We start from the raw sequence: 13422 nt of genomic DNA, 5'->3' as shown, positions 1-13422 counted from the left end.
GCTGCGCGGGAAGTCCCTGCGCTGAGGGCGCCGCCGCCGCCGCGGGACTGATCCTTTCGTTTCGCTTGCGACCCGGTTCAGCAACGGCTCATCGAATCTGGAGCACGTCTCATCCATCGGAGGCGGGGTTCGCCGGCCGGGGTGTGAGGAGTTTTTTGAGATGCGGAATGCATTGCTCGGATTGTTGATGACCGCGGCCATGGTGACGCCCGCGGTCGTGCAGGCGCAGGAAGTCGATAACGAAGACCGGGTCGAGCGCCAGGAGCGGCGCGCGGAGCGTCAGGAGCGCCGTGCGGAACGGCAGGCGCAGCGCGAGGAAGCCGCCGAGGCGCAGGCGCCGGCCGAGCCGCCGCAGGTCCGGCGCGAGCAGCGCGAGGAGCGCCGCGAGGATCGGGCGGAGCGGCGCCAGGACCGCCAGGAGGTGCGCCGGGAGCGCATCGAGCAGGCCGCTGAAGAGGCGGACCGTGGCGAGGCCGTGACGGTGCGGGACGCGTTCCGCCAGTTCGAGCAGCGGGGCGAGGAGCAGCGTGCCGAGCGGCAGCGCGCCGAACAGCAGCGTGAGGAGCAGCAGCGTGCCGACCTCCGGCTCGTGGAGCAGCAGCGCCGGCAGAACGAGGCCCGTCAGGACCGTCGGGAAGACCGGCGGGACTGGCGTCAGGACCGTCGCGAAGATCGGCGCGAGGACCGTCAGGAAAGGCGCGAGGATCGTCGGGAGGGCCGTCAGCAATGGGGCCAGGACCAGAATCAGGACCGCCAGGATTGGCGTCAGGATCGCCGCAGCGACCGCAGGGAATGGCGCCAGGATCGGCGCGAAGACCGCCGCGAATGGCGGCAGGACCGGAGGGAAGCCCGCCGCGACTGGAACCGCAACTGGCGTCAGGATCGCCGCTACGATTGGCAGCGCCATCGCTACACCAACCGGAACCTCTTCCGGTCCGGCCGCTATCACGCGCCCTATCGCAACCACCGCTACAGCCGCTTCTCGATCGGCATCTCGCTGGAGCCGCTGTTCTTCTCGAACCGCTACTGGATCGCGGATCCCTGGCAATACCGCCTGCCGCCCGCTTATCCCGGCACTAGGTGGGTCCGTTACTATGACGACGTGCTGCTGGTGGATCTCTATACCGGCGAAGTCATCGACGTGATCTACGACTTCTTCTGGTAGCAGCTGAAGCCGGAGGAATGGTGCAAGAGCCCGGGGCGTGAAGCGCGCTCCGGGCTTTTTGCTTGTCAGGGGCGCCGCGTCTGGAGCAGCATCCGCCGCGATTCCTCCAGACGAAGGCTCCCTATGCTCGCTCGCCTCGCAGCCGCACTCCTTCTCTCCGCCGCTCCCGCGGCCGTCTCGGCCGAGACGGTCGTCGTCCATGCCGGACGGCTGATCTCCGATGCCTCCCGGCCCGCGGCCGGGCCGTCCACCATCACGATCGTCGACGGCAGGATCAGCAGCGTCGCGGCCGGGCTCACCCCCGCGCCGGCGGGCGCGCGGCTGGTCGATCTTTCCTCGAAGACCGTGCTTCCGGGGCTGATCGATACGCACACCCACCTTACCGGCGATCCGGGCGGTGATTATTGGAAGGAAGCGGTCGAGACCAACGAATGGTCGGGGATGATCGGCGTCAAGAACGCCCGCCTCACCGCCAAGGCAGGCTTCACCACCGTTCGCGACGTGGGAGCGCCGCCGCAGGTGATCTTCGCGCTCCGCCGCGCCACCGCGGAGGGCATCGTTGAGGGGCCGCGGATCGTCACCGCCGGCGCCCCCATCTCGATCATCGGCGGCCATGGCGACGTGTCCGGCTTCCGGCCCGAGGTCGTCCAGGCGCTGCAGGGCGGGAACACCTGCACCGGGCCGGAGCAATGCGCGGCGAGGGTCCGGGAGGCGTCGCGCGCCGGCGCGGACCTCATCAAGATCACCGCGACCGGCGGGGTGCTTTCCCAGCAGGCGCGGGGGCTGGGGCAGCATTTCACCGACGCCGAGATGAAGTCGATCGTCGATACCGCCCATTCGCTCGGCCTCAAGGTGGCGGCGCACGCGCACAGCGCCCGCGGCATCGAGGCGGCGGCGCGGGCGGGGGTGGATTCGATCGAGCACGGCACCTTCGCCGATGCAAAGGCGATCGCCGTGATGAAGGCGAACGGAACCGTCCTGGTGCCGACCCTGATGGCCTTCACCGGCATCGGCGAGGGGCTCGCGAAGAACATGTTCACGCCTGCGGTTGCCGAAAAGGTTCGGATGACTCTGAACGAGGTCGGCAAGGCGGCGCGTGCTGCGCGGTCCGCGGGCGTGCCGGTGGTGTTCGGCACGGATTCGGCGGTCTACGAGCATGGTCGCAATGCTGAGGAATTCGCGCAGCTGGTCGAGAGGGCGGGGATGACGCCGGCCGAGGCGATCGCGTCGGCGACCACGGCCGCGGCCAAGCTGCTCGACATGGAAGGACAGATCGGTCGTATCGCGCCCGGCTATTCGGCCGACCTCATCGCGGTTTCCGGCGATCCGCTGCAGAACGTGCGGGCGCTCGAGAAGGTGGATTTCGTCATGGTGCGGGGCCGAACGATCGAATGAGCGACCCGTTGTACCGGATGGCGGTCGGAGCAGCGGTCCGGGACCGGCTGCTGAGGACGCCGAACGTTTTCAAGGTGCCGGCCAAGGGGCTGGACCTGTTCGTGTGCCGGAATGTGCTGATGCCGGCCGAATGCCAGGGGCTTATCAAACGGATCGACGCGGACCGGCAGCCGTCGAAGATCCTCGCCGACAACCCGGACCCGCAATTCCGCACCAGCGAGACCTGCAACCTCGATCCGAAGGACCCGCTGCTGAGGCAGATCGAGGTCAAGATCGCCCGGCTGATGGGCATTGAGCCGGCACATGGTGAAACCATTCAGGGTCAGCGCTACGCGCCGGGACAGCAATTCAAGTGCCACCACGATTTCTTCTACACGACCGAGCCTTACTGGCCGGAGCAGGAGCGCACGGGCGGCCAGCGGACATGGACCGTGATGGCCTTCCTGAACGAGCCCGAAGCGGGGGGTCAGACCGAGTTTCCGAAGGCGAAAGTCAAGATCTCGCCCAAAGCCGGAAACCTCCTTGCCTGGAACAATCTCGATGCCGTCGGCGAGCCCAACCTCCAGTCGCTGCACCAGGGCATGCCGGTGGAGGCGGGCGTGAAATATATCATCACCAAATGGTATCGGGAGCGGCCTTGGGGCTGAGGCGCGTGCGCTGGCGGTTCGGTGGGAAATCGTTATGGGCGTCGCTGCAAGCCCGCTACTGCAGAGGCCAAGATGAAGACCAACATCCTCCTGATCGGCGCCGCCGCCGGCCTCCTGTCCGCATGCGCGGCCACCGCGGTAGAGCCGCAAGCCCCGGCCGCTGCCCCGGCGGCTGAACCGGCCGCGCCTAGGCCAAATGCTTCCGAGCAGCTGAGCGCGCTCTTCAAGGAAAGCGACGAGGCCAATCTCCGCCGCAACCCGCTGAGCGCATTGTTCCGCGGCGACATGCGCTATGCGGGCGAGCTGGGGGACATGTACACGGAGAGCTATTATGCCGCCGAGCGGCGGGCGGGCGAAGAGGAGCTGCGGCGGCTCGCCGCAATAGACCGAAACGCGCTCTCCGCGACCGATCAGCTCGCCTACGACGTGTTCAAGCGGCAGACCGAGGTCGCGTTGCGCGGGCTTCAGGAGCCGCTGCTGGCGCTCAGCGCGGTTCGGCCGATCGACCACATGACCGGGATCCACACCTGGTATCCCGATGTCGCCTCCGGCGAGGGCGCGGCGCCGTTCAAGACTCTCGCCGACTACGAGAACAACCTCAAGCGCCACCGCCAGTATCCGGCGCTGATCGACAAGGCGATCGCCCGCTTCCGCGAGGGCATGGCCGCAGGCGTTGTTCAGCCGAAGCTCGTCGTCCGGAACATGATCGATCAGCTCGACCTGCAGCTGAAGCAGGGCGTCGAGGGTTCGACATTCTACGGACCTGTGAAGAAGTTTCCCGAAGGAATCGCGCCCGCGGATCAGGCGCGGCTGAGGGCGGCGCACGCGGCGGTCATCCGGGACGAGATCCGGCCGGCTTATTCGCGGCTGCGCGATTTCCTCAGCAGCGAATATCTGCCCGCCGCGCGCGAAGGCGCGGGGCTCGTCCACATGAAGGGCGGGCCGCTTCTCTATGACTATCTGATCGAGCAGAACACCACCCTGCCGCTGGCCGCGGGCGCGGTCCACCAGCTCGGCCTTCGCGAAGTTGCACGGATCCGGTCCGAAATGGAGAGCGTGAAGACGAAGGTCGGCTTCAAGGGCAGCCTCGCGCAATTCTTCGAGCATCTCCGCACGAGCAAGAGATATCAGCCACCCTCGAAGGAATGGCTTCGGGAGCGGTACGAGGAGGTTGGAAAGCGCGTCGACGCGCGGATCGGGGAGCTGTTCGCGCTGACCCCGAAGAGCGCGCTCGAAATCCGGCCGGTGCCCGACTATCGCGAGAAGACCGATGCGGCGGGCTCCTACAATAGCGGAACACCCGACGGCACGCGGCCCGGCGTCTTCTACTACAACACCTACGATCTGCCCTCGCGCTTCACCTGGGGCATCGAGACGCTCTATCTCCACGAGGCTGTGCCGGGGCATCACTTCCAGATCAGCCTCGCCCAAGAGAATGAGGCGCTGCCGAATTTCATGCGCTTCGGCGGCAACACCGCTTTCGTCGAAGGGTGGGCGCTCTACGCCGAGACTTTATGGGACGAGTTGGGTGTCGAAACCGACGCGCTGCAGCGCTTCGGCGGGCTCAACGACGAGATGCTTCGGGCGATGCGGCTGGTGGTCGACACCGGCATTCACGCCAAGGGCTGGAGCCGTGATCAGGCAATCAAGTACATGCTCGACAACAGCTCGATGGGTAAAACCGATGCGACGGCGGAGGTCGAGCGCTACATCGCGATGCCGGGGCAGGCGCTTGCTTACAAGCTCGGGCAGCTGAAGATCCTGGAGCTTCGGGCGCGGGCGGAGAAGGCGCTCGGTTCGCGGTTCGACATCCGCGCCTTCCACGCGCAGGTGCTGGACAGCGGAGCGCTTCCGCTGACGGTGCTGGAAGCGAAGATCGACCGCTGGATCGCCGCGCAGAGAGGCTGATCAGCGCTCCGCGTCTCGCTCGTCGAGCCAGACTGCGGGCGCATTCCGGATCTGCCGCTTGACGAAGCTCGCCTCGTAGCGGCGGACGCCGGGATTGGCGCCGAACACCTCGTCGGCAAAGGCGTTGAACGCGGCCATGTCGCGCGTCACGATCACCAGCATGAGATCGAAGGCGCCGGTGATCTCGAGGCAGAGCTGCACCTCGCGCGCGCCGGCAAGCCGCTTGCGAAATCCCGCAATTGCGCCGGTCTCCGCGTGATCGGCGAGCTGAACCTGCACCACCGCGCGAAGCCGCTGACCGAGAATGGTCTCGGAGAGAAGCGCCACGTCGGCGGCGATGAAGCCGCTCTCGCGCAGCCGGCGGACGCGCCGAGTGATCGCCGAGGGTGACAGCGGTACCTCCCGCGCCAGCTGATCGGCGGTCGCGACGTTGTTCTCCTGGAGGAGATTCAGCAGGGCGACGTCGAACTTGTCGAGTGTTTTACTCATATAATGCACTTCCACCCCTTCTCGTGCACGATCCTGCTAACCTGGCCCATAGGAATTCGCGCAAAACGCGCTTTTGGCGAAGCATAAGATCGCAACGACTATAAACGTAATCGATGGAGATGAACCTGTGCCGAAGCGCCTTTCCGCCCTTGCCGCCCTCTTGGTTGCCTCGACGGCCGTGATGGCGCAGTCGCCGCAGCAGCCCGCGGCAGCCGAGGCCGCTCCCGCCCCGGCACCCTTCGTTGCGGAGGAAGCGAAGGAGGTGGTCCAGACGCTCGCCACGCAGCTCGAAGAGAATTTCGTCTTCCCGGAGGTGGGCAAGCAATATGCCGCGGCGCTTCGGGCGAAGCTGGCGAGCGGCGGCTATTCGAGTTTCGCCGACAGCCGGGAATTTGCCCGTGCCGTGACGGCGGACCTCCAGGCGGTCCACAAGGACGGGCACCTTCGGATCGGCCGTGCGCCGCCGCAGCAGCCGGGGCAGGGGCCGCGGCGCCGCCCGGGCCCCGATGTCCAGCCGATCGAAAAGTCCGGGTGGATCGCCGACGGGGTCGCTTACATCAGCTTCGGCATGTTCCCGGGCGACGAGGAGACGCTCGCCAAGCTCCGGACCTTCCTCGCCGAGCATTCGAATGCGAAGACCCTGATCATCGACGCGCGCGGGCATCGCGGCGGCGGGCTTGAGGAGATGGACCTCATGTTCCCCTATTTCTACGGCAAGCCGCAGACCCTGGTGCAGATGGACACACGGGTCGCGGTCGAGCAGCGGCGGGGGAGCCCGCTCGAGGACGGGCCTACCTTGGTGAAGGTGAAGGGCCCGGAGGGCGTGGTGCGGCGCTCGCACAACGTGATACCGGCCAAGGAGGTCACCGGCCTCCGCACCGCGAAGATCTTCCTTTTGACCTCGAAGCGTACCGCGTCGGCCGCCGAGCATCTGTCGCTGTCCCTGAAGCGGACCGGCCGCGCGACCCTGATCGGCGAGACGACTGCAGGCGCCGGACATTATGGCGGAATGGTGCCGCTCGGCCACGACTTCGCGGCCTTCATCCCCGTCGGCCGCACGTTCGATCCCGACAACAACCAGGGCTGGGAAGGCACGGGCGTGAAGCCGGACGTCGAAGTGCCCGCCGATCAGGCGCTGGACGAGGCGCTCCGCCGCGCCGGCGTCGAGCCTGCCAGGGCGAAGACGCTGGCGTCGCTCAACTGAGCGCTTCGGCGATCAGCCGGCGGCTGTTGTCGATGCCGTAGAGCGCGATGAAGCTGCCCATGCGCGGGCCTTGGCTGGTCCCAAGCAGGATCTCGTAAAGCGCCTTGAACCAGTCGCGAAGGGTCTCGAAGGCGTGTGCCTTGCCGACTTCGAAGACGAGGTTCTGGATATCCTCGGCGCTTGCGTCCGGCGCGAGCTCCCCGAGCTGTGAGTCGAGATCGCGGAGGGCCGCGGCTTCCTTTTGGTCGGGCGCGCGCCGCTGGAGTGATCCCTTTACAAAATCGCGGAAGTAGGCGGCCGCGTAGCCGATCAGGGCGTCGAGCTCCGGATGCGTCTCGGGTGAGGCTTCGGGCGCGTAGCGCTTCACGAACGCCCAGAGCAGCTCCTTGTCGTCCGTGGAGGCGACTCCGACGAGGTTCAGCAGCAGCGCGAAGCTCAATGGCATCCGCGCCGGCGGCACCTCGCCGGCATGCACATGGTGGACGGGATTGCCGAGCCGCTCCTTCCACGGCTGGTTCGGATAGGCGGCGAGAAACTGCTGATATTCGTCCACTGCCTTCGGAATGATGCCGAAAGAGAGCTGCTTCGCCTTCTTCGGCTCCCGGTAGATGTAGAAGCTGAGGCTCGTCTCCGGAGCGTAGGTGAGCCATTCGTCGATGGTGACGCCGTTGCCCCTGGTCTTCGAAATCTTCTCGCCATTCTCATCCAGGAACAGCTCGTAATTGAACCCCTCGGGCGGCCGCGCGCCGAGCACCCGCGCAATCTTTGAGGATTGGACGACGCTGTCGATCAGATCCTTGCCGGCCATTTCATAGTCGACGCCGAGCGCCACCCAGCGCATCGCCCAATCGACCTTCCACTGGAGCTTGGCGCCGCCCGAGAGGATCGACTGCTCGAGGGCTTCGCCGGTGTCCGGGTCGGTGTAGCGGATCGTTCCCGCCTCCGCGTCCAGCACCTCGATCGGGACCTGCAGCACCTTGCCCGAGGCCGGGCTGATCGGAAGCACAGGGGAATAGGTCTGGCGCCGCTCCTCGCGCAGGGTCGGCAGCATCACATCCATGATCGCGCCATAGTTGCGCAGCACCGACCTCAGCGCCGGGTCGAAGCGGCCGCCATTGTAGCAATCGCTGGAGGCGAGGAATTCGTAGTCGAAGCCGAAGCGGTCTAGAAATTGCCGGAGGAGGTTGTTGTTGTGGGCGGCGTAGCTCGAATGGCCGCAGCCATAGGGATCGGGGACCCGCGACAGCGGCTGATCGAGATGCGCGTGCATCATGTCCTGGTGCGGCACCCCGGGCGGCACCTTCCGCATCCCATCCATATCGTCCGAGAAGGCGATGAGGCGGCTGGGCCAGTCCACCAGCTCCGAAAGGGCGTGGCGCACCATCAATGTGCGGGCGACTTCCTGGAACGTGCCGAGGTGCGGCAGGCCGCTTGGCCCGTAGCCCGTTTCAAATATGATCTCGCCCGCCGGAGGACCGTCCGGATACCGCTTCAGGAGCTTGCGGGCTTCCTCATAGGGCCACGCCTTCGAGACAAAAGCCGCATCGCGAAGCTCCTGGGGTATCGACAAGTGTTGCCCTTCCGTTCCCGCCGCTCCATCTAGGCGGAATGGCCGCCTCTTTGCCCTATCCGGCGCTCTACGCAACCCACGGCGGCATCTGGATGGCGCATGCCGACGGCCGCGTTGAGGGGCTCGGGCGGGGCGAGGCGATCGCCAGGGCGGCGGAAACGCCGCTGATCATGCTGAACGCGCCGCTGGTGGGCCAGAGGCTCGGTTATCCGGAGCTTTCCGGGCTCGATCTTCTGGAGCTGTTCGCGTTCGTGCACCCGGCGCGGTTCGCCGTGCCCACCCCGAAAGGTCTTGCGCACGCGCTCGGGATCGAAGCGCCCTCCGAGGACGCGCAAGCGGCTCCGTTCCTGCGAAGCGCCGCGGCGGTGCTGCTCGAGACGCTTGGAAAGGAGTGGCCGGAGCGGGAAGGCGCCTGGGCTTCCGCGCAGTCGCTCTACCGGCTGCGCTGGACCTGGGCCCCGGTGGTGGCGGAGCGGCTGCGGCGGCCGGAGCGGGACGAGAAATGGCTCTTCTCGCGCCTCCCCGAGTGGGAGGAGACCGGCGGCCGCCCGCAGCCCCGAACGGTGCGGATCGATCCGGAGGAGGCGGTGGCGCGGCTCGCAGGCCTTGCCGGCCCGGGAGCGGAGACGAGGGAGGGGCAGCGTGATTACTCCGCCGCAGCAGCGGCCGCCTTCGCCCCGCGTGTGGCGGAGGGGCAGCCGAACCTGCTGCTGGCCGAGGCCGGGACGGGAATCGGCAAGACGCTCGGCTATCTCGCGCCCGCCTCGCTCTGGGCGGAGAAAGCGGACGGCGCGGTCTGGGTCTCCACCTACACCAAGGCACTTCAGCGGCAGCTGGATCACGAAAGCAAGCGGCTGTTCCCGAAGGCGGACGAGCGTAAGCAGAAGGTGGTGATCCGGAAGGGACGCGAGAACTATCTCTGCCTCCTCAACCTCGAGGATGCGCTTCAGGGCGGTTTTGCGGGCCGGGCGGCGATCCTGGCGCAGCTGGTTGCGCGCTGGGCCGCCTATACGAGGGACGGGGACATGGTCGGAGGCGACATGCCCGGCTGGCTGCCGACCTTGTTTCGGCGCGCCGGCTCAACGGCGCTGACGGACCGGCGGGGCGAGTGCGTCTATGCCGGCTGCCCGCACTATCGGAAATGCTTCATCGAGCGGGCGGCGCGGGCGAGCCAGGACGCGGATATCGTCATCGCCAATCATGCGCTGGTGATGGTGAACGCCGCGCGCGGGAGGGAGAGCGGCAATCCGCCGACCCGGCTCGTGTTCGACGAGGGGCATCATCTGTTCGACGCCGCCGATTCCACGTTTGCCACCGCTCTGACAGGGCAGGAGACGATCGAGCTTCGGCGCTGGCTGATCGGCCCCGAGGGCAAGTCGCGCGGCCGGCGGCGCGGCCTTGCGGCGCGGCTGATGGACGTGGCTTCCTATGACGAGGCGGGAGGTATGGCGCTGGATGCCGCAATCCAGGCGGCCGGAGCGCTGCCGGGCGACGGATGGCTGCAGCGGATCGCGGAAGGGCTGCCGTTCGGGCCGGTCGAGAAGCTGCTCGCCGCGGTGCGCGGCACCGTCTACGCCCGCGCTACCGCGCAGGATGCGGGCTACGGCCTCGAAACGGAGATTGCCGAGCTCGACGCGGCGATCATCGAGGCTGCCGCGCCTGCCGTGGAAGCCCTGGAGTTCCTGCTCCGCCCGCTGATTGCGCTCGGCAAGCGGCTCGAGGCGGTGCTGGAGGATGCGCCCGACTGGCTCGACGCGCAGGCACGGGCGCGGATCGAAGGCGCGATCGGCGGCCTCACCTGGCGGGCGCAGACGCTTTCGGCGTGGATCGCGCTCGCTGCCCGGCTCGGCGGCCCGGCGGATCGGGATTTCGTCGATTGGCTGGCGGTCGAGCGGGTGGATGGCCGCGAATATGACATCGGCATCCACCGCCGCTGGCTCGACCCGACGCGGCCGCTCGCCGACACCGTCCTAAAGCCGGCGCACGGGGTGATCGTCACCTCCGCGACGCTGCGCGGCGCGGAGGATTGGTCCTCCGCCGAAGCGCGCACCGGGGCTGCGCATCTCGACCAGCCGGCACGCCGCTTCAGCGCCCAGAGCCCATTCGATTATGCAGCGCAGAGCGAAGTGCTGATCGTCACTGATCTCAAGCGCGGCGATGTCGCCCAGCTTGCGGGCGCCTATTCCCGCCTGGTCGAAGCCGCGGGCGGCGGCACGCTCGGCCTCTTCACCGCCATCCAGCGGCTGAAAGCGGTGCACGCCCGGATCGCGGACCGCCTCGCCCGTGCCGGCCTCCCGCTCTACGCCCAGCATGTCGACCCCATCGACACCGGCACATTGGTCGACATCTTCCGCGACGATCCGCGGGCCTCGCTGCTCGGGACCGATGCGCTTCGGGACGGAGTGGACGTGCCGGGCGAGTCGCTGCGATTGGTGGTGATGGAGGGCGTGCCCTGGCCGCGGCCGACCGTGCTCCACGCCGCCCGGCGAACGGTCGGCGGCGGTTCGGCCTATGACGACCGGGTGGTCCGCTCCCGCCTTGCTCAGGCGTTCGGGCGCCTCATCCGTCGAAGGGAGGATCGGGGCATGTTCGTGCTGCTGTCGGCCGCGACGCCCTCGCGGCTCCTGAACGCTTTCCCGCCGGGGGTGCAGATCCGCCGCGTGCCGCTCAGCGAAGCGGTCGAGCGCGTGCGTTCGCGGCTTTCAACCGACGCGGCTTTCGGGCATCAGCAGGAGCACGCTCCGGCTCCGCAAGGATAAGAATGAAGACGCTGACGCTGCTGCGCCACGCCAAATCGGCCTGGGACGATCCGGTGCAGCGCGATTTCGATCGCCCGCTCAACACCCGCGGCCGGCGCGCGGCGCAGACGATCGGCCGCGAGATGCGCTCCCTGGGTCTCACGTTCGACCGGATCATCGCTTCGCCGGCCGTGCGAGTGATGGAGACGCTGGAGGATGTCGCGAAAGGCTATGGCGCTTCGCTCGATCCGGCTTTCGACAAGCGCATCTATCTCGCTTCGACCGATGTTTTGCTGGACCTGGTCCATGCCGCCCCGGACGACGCGGACCGGCTGCTGTTGGTGGGGCATAATCCGGGGCTTGAGAAGCTTGCTCTGCTGCTGACGACGGGGGAGGGGCTTCGCGCCGAGCTCGCGCTCAAATATCCGACGGCGACGCTCGCCGAGATCGAACTCCCCGTCGGACGCTGGAGCGAGGTCGCCGAAGGGAAGGGGACCCTCTCCCGCTTCATCCGTCCGCGCGATCTCGATCCGGAGCTGGGGCCGGACGAGGACAGCTATTAGATTGCGCCGAAGAGGCTTTCAGCCGTCCAGCGCGTCCCGGAGCGTGTTGCGGAGCGCGCGCAGGTCCTCGGCGGGGAAGCTGGAGGGCTGGTCCGCAGGAGCGGGCGCACTTGGCTGCGCCATGTCCTCGCCGTCGCCGTCGCCGCTGCCGCTTGAGAGGAGCTGCTGGACGCCCCGGATCGTATATCCGTCCTGATTGAGGAGCCGGTGGATCCGGTGCGCGAGGGCGACGTCGGCGGGGCGATAATAGCGGCGGTTGCCGGCGCGCTGCAGCGGGCGCAGCTGCGGGAACCGCGTCTCCCAGTAACGGAGGATGTGCTGGGGGATTCCGAGATCGTCGGCGAGCTCGCCGATGGTCCGGAAAGCCTGGTCGCTCTTGCGGGTGGCCTCGGCCACGAAATCAGCCGCCGTTTACGATCCGCTCGCGCGTGATCTGGCTGGCGCGGAAGGTGAGCACGCGGCGCGGCGCGATCGGCACTTCGACGCCCGTCTTCGGGTTGCGGCCGACCCGCTCGCCCTTGTCGCGGAGGATGAAGCTGCCGAAGCCGGAGATCTTCACATTCTGGCCCTCGGAGAGGGCGCTGCACATGTGAGAGAGGATGCGCTCGACTATGTTGGCCGACTCGGCGCGGGAGAGACCGATCTCCCGATGCACGACGTCGGAGAGGTCCGCACGCGTAAGCGTCCCTACCTCAAGCTTCCTGATCGCACCAGCATCGGCCATGTGAGTCTCCCTCCCCCCGGGTAGAAGCGTGAAACACTAGTTCAGCTTCAACCTAAGCGCAATGGACCATTGCGCTTTTTCCCAGTCAGTAGCGCAGAACGGCCGCGCCCCAGGTGAAACCGCCGCCCATTGCCTCGAGTACGAGCAAATCGTCTTTCTTGACCCGTCCGTCGCGAACCGCGGTGTCGAGCGCAAGCGGCACCGAGGCGGCGGACGTGTTGGCATGCTGATCGACGGTGACGACGACGCGGCTCGGGTCGATGCCCAGCTTCTTGGCGGTGGCATCGAGGATGCGCTTGTTCGCCTGGTGCGGGACCACCCAATCGACTTCGTCGGTGGTGTGTCCGGAGGCGGCGAGCACCTCGTTCAGCACGTCGGCGAGGTTCGTCACCGCGTGGCGGAACACTTCCTTGCCCTTCATGCGCAGCTTGCCGACCGTCCCGGTCGTGGAAACGCCGCCGTCGACGAAGAGCAGGTCGTTGTGGCGGCCGTCCGCGTGAAGCTTGGTGGCGAGGATGCCGCGATCCTGTGCTTCCTCGGCTTTGAGAAGCAAGGCGCCGGCCCCGTCCCCGAACAGGACGCAGGTGGCGCGATCCTCGAAATCCAGAATGCGGCTGAAGGTCTCGGAGCCGATCACGAGCGCGTAATCGGCCATCTCGCCCTTCAGCATGTTGTCGGCCACCGACAGGGCATAGAGGAAGCCGGTGCAGACGGCCGCTACGTCGAAGGCGATGCAGTCGTTGATGCCCAGAGCCGTCTGGACGCGGGTCGCGCTCGCCGGGAAGGTCTGGTCGGGCGTCGCGGTGGCGAGTACGATCAGGCCGACCTTCTCGGCATCCACGCCGGCGGACTCAAGCGCCTTGCGGGCGGCCTCCGTGGCGAGAGTCGCCGTCGTCTCCCCGTCGGCGGCGATATGGCGCGCGTGGATCCCGGTCCGCTCCACGATCCATTCGTGGGTGGTCTCGACCCGCTCGGCGAGCTCGGCGTTGGTCACCCGGCCCAGCGGCAGCGCCGAGCCG

12 protein-coding genes are annotated in these 13422 nt (G+C 67.5%); 7 read left to right on the top strand and 5 right to left on the bottom strand.

Annotated elements, in window-relative coordinates:
- Positions 1-160 precede the first annotated feature (160 nt).
- The 4 genes from VF662_RS10130 to VF662_RS10115 all read left to right on the top strand — a co-directional run bounded on the left by VF662_RS10130 (position 161) and on the right by VF662_RS10115 (position 5115).
- Positions 161-1165 (top strand): RcnB family protein, encoded by a 1005-nt coding sequence (locus VF662_RS10130; RefSeq protein WP_464140582.1) that lies wholly within the window; start codon positions 161-163, stop codon positions 1163-1165.
- A gap of 123 nt (positions 1166-1288) precedes the next feature.
- Positions 1289-2560, top strand: a complete 1272-nt coding sequence (locus tag VF662_RS10125) for a metal-dependent hydrolase family protein (RefSeq protein WP_464140580.1) — start codon at positions 1289-1291, stop codon at positions 2558-2560.
- Positions 2557-3207, top strand: a complete 651-nt coding sequence (locus tag VF662_RS10120) for a prolyl hydroxylase family protein (protein WP_464140577.1) — start codon at positions 2557-2559, stop codon at positions 3205-3207. The genes VF662_RS10125 and VF662_RS10120 overlap by 4 nt, the downstream gene beginning before the upstream one ends.
- A gap of 72 nt (positions 3208-3279) precedes the next feature.
- The gene (locus VF662_RS10115; protein ID WP_464140574.1) at positions 3280-5115 is read left to right on the top strand and encodes a DUF885 domain-containing protein; all 1836 of its coding nucleotides are present in this window, start codon (positions 3280-3282) and stop codon (positions 5113-5115) included.
- Here the strand turns inward: VF662_RS10115 and VF662_RS10110 are convergent, their stop codons facing one another.
- Entirely contained in the window at positions 5116-5604 is a 489-nt protein-coding gene (locus VF662_RS10110) for an Lrp/AsnC family transcriptional regulator (RefSeq protein WP_464140572.1), read from the bottom strand. It lies immediately after the preceding gene.
- A gap of 127 nt (positions 5605-5731) precedes the next feature.
- Here VF662_RS10110 and VF662_RS10105 point away from each other — a divergent pair, with 127 nt between their 5' ends.
- Positions 5732-6808 (top strand): S41 family peptidase, encoded by a 1077-nt coding sequence (locus tag VF662_RS10105; RefSeq protein ID WP_464140570.1) that lies wholly within the window; start codon positions 5732-5734, stop codon positions 6806-6808.
- Here VF662_RS10105 and VF662_RS10100 read toward each other — a convergent pair.
- Positions 6801-8378 (bottom strand): lysine--tRNA ligase, encoded by a 1578-nt coding sequence (locus VF662_RS10100; RefSeq protein ID WP_464140567.1) that lies wholly within the window; start codon positions 8376-8378, stop codon positions 6801-6803. The two genes, VF662_RS10105 and VF662_RS10100, sit on opposite strands and share 8 nt — an antisense overlap.
- A 38-nt stretch (positions 8379-8416) precedes the next feature.
- Between VF662_RS10100 and VF662_RS10095 the strand changes: the two genes are divergently transcribed.
- A complete protein-coding gene (locus VF662_RS10095) occupies positions 8417-11137 on the top strand; it encodes an ATP-dependent DNA helicase (protein WP_464140565.1) in 2721 nt (906 codons plus the stop codon).
- A gap of 2 nt (positions 11138-11139) precedes the next feature.
- Positions 11140-11679 (top strand): SixA phosphatase family protein, encoded by a 540-nt coding sequence (locus VF662_RS10090; protein ID WP_464140562.1) that lies wholly within the window; start codon positions 11140-11142, stop codon positions 11677-11679.
- An 18-nt stretch (positions 11680-11697) separates the two neighbouring features.
- Here VF662_RS10090 and VF662_RS10085 read toward each other — a convergent pair whose 3' ends face one another.
- The 3 genes from VF662_RS10085 to VF662_RS10075 all read right to left on the bottom strand — a co-directional run.
- Positions 11698-12075 carry a MerR family transcriptional regulator gene (locus VF662_RS10085; protein WP_464140559.1) on the bottom strand — a complete coding sequence of 126 codons (378 nt, stop codon included), beginning with the start codon at positions 12073-12075 and terminating at the stop codon, positions 11698-11700.
- Between the two features lie 4 nt (positions 12076-12079).
- On the bottom strand, positions 12080-12403 hold the full coding sequence (locus VF662_RS10080; RefSeq protein ID WP_464140557.1) for an integration host factor subunit alpha: 324 nt from the start codon (positions 12401-12403) through the stop codon (positions 12080-12082).
- Between the two features lie 85 nt (positions 12404-12488).
- Positions 12489-13422: beta-ketoacyl-ACP synthase III (locus VF662_RS10075; RefSeq protein WP_464140555.1), on the bottom strand; the 934-nt coding region annotated here is incomplete at its 5' end.

Origin of the sequence: Allosphingosinicella sp. (assembly GCF_036387215.1) — a bacterium.
Taxonomy (GTDB): Bacteria; Pseudomonadota; Alphaproteobacteria; order Sphingomonadales; family Sphingomonadaceae; genus Allosphingosinicella.
Note: the sequence above shows the minus strand (reverse complement) of the source record. Positions and strands in the feature narration are given on the sequence as shown.

Coding starts and splice junctions, on each gene's coding strand:
- VF662_RS10130 (WP_464140582.1), top strand. CDS start 161: ATGCGGAATGCATTGCTCGGATTGTTGATGACCGCGGCCATGGTGACG.
- VF662_RS10125 (WP_464140580.1), top strand. CDS start 1,289: ATGCTCGCTCGCCTCGCAGCCGCACTCCTTCTCTCCGCCGCTCCCGCG.
- VF662_RS10120 (WP_464140577.1), top strand. CDS start 2,557: ATGAGCGACCCGTTGTACCGGATGGCGGTCGGAGCAGCGGTCCGGGAC.
- VF662_RS10115 (WP_464140574.1), top strand. CDS start 3,280: ATGAAGACCAACATCCTCCTGATCGGCGCCGCCGCCGGCCTCCTGTCC.
- VF662_RS10110 (WP_464140572.1), bottom strand. CDS start 5,604: ATGAGTAAAACACTCGACAAGTTCGACGTCGCCCTGCTGAATCTCCTC.
- VF662_RS10095 (WP_464140565.1), top strand. CDS start 8,417: ATGGCCGCCTCTTTGCCCTATCCGGCGCTCTACGCAACCCACGGCGGC.
- VF662_RS10090 (WP_464140562.1), top strand. CDS start 11,140: ATGAAGACGCTGACGCTGCTGCGCCACGCCAAATCGGCCTGGGACGAT.
- VF662_RS10080 (WP_464140557.1), bottom strand. CDS start 12,403: ATGGCCGATGCTGGTGCGATCAGGAAGCTTGAGGTAGGGACGCTTACG.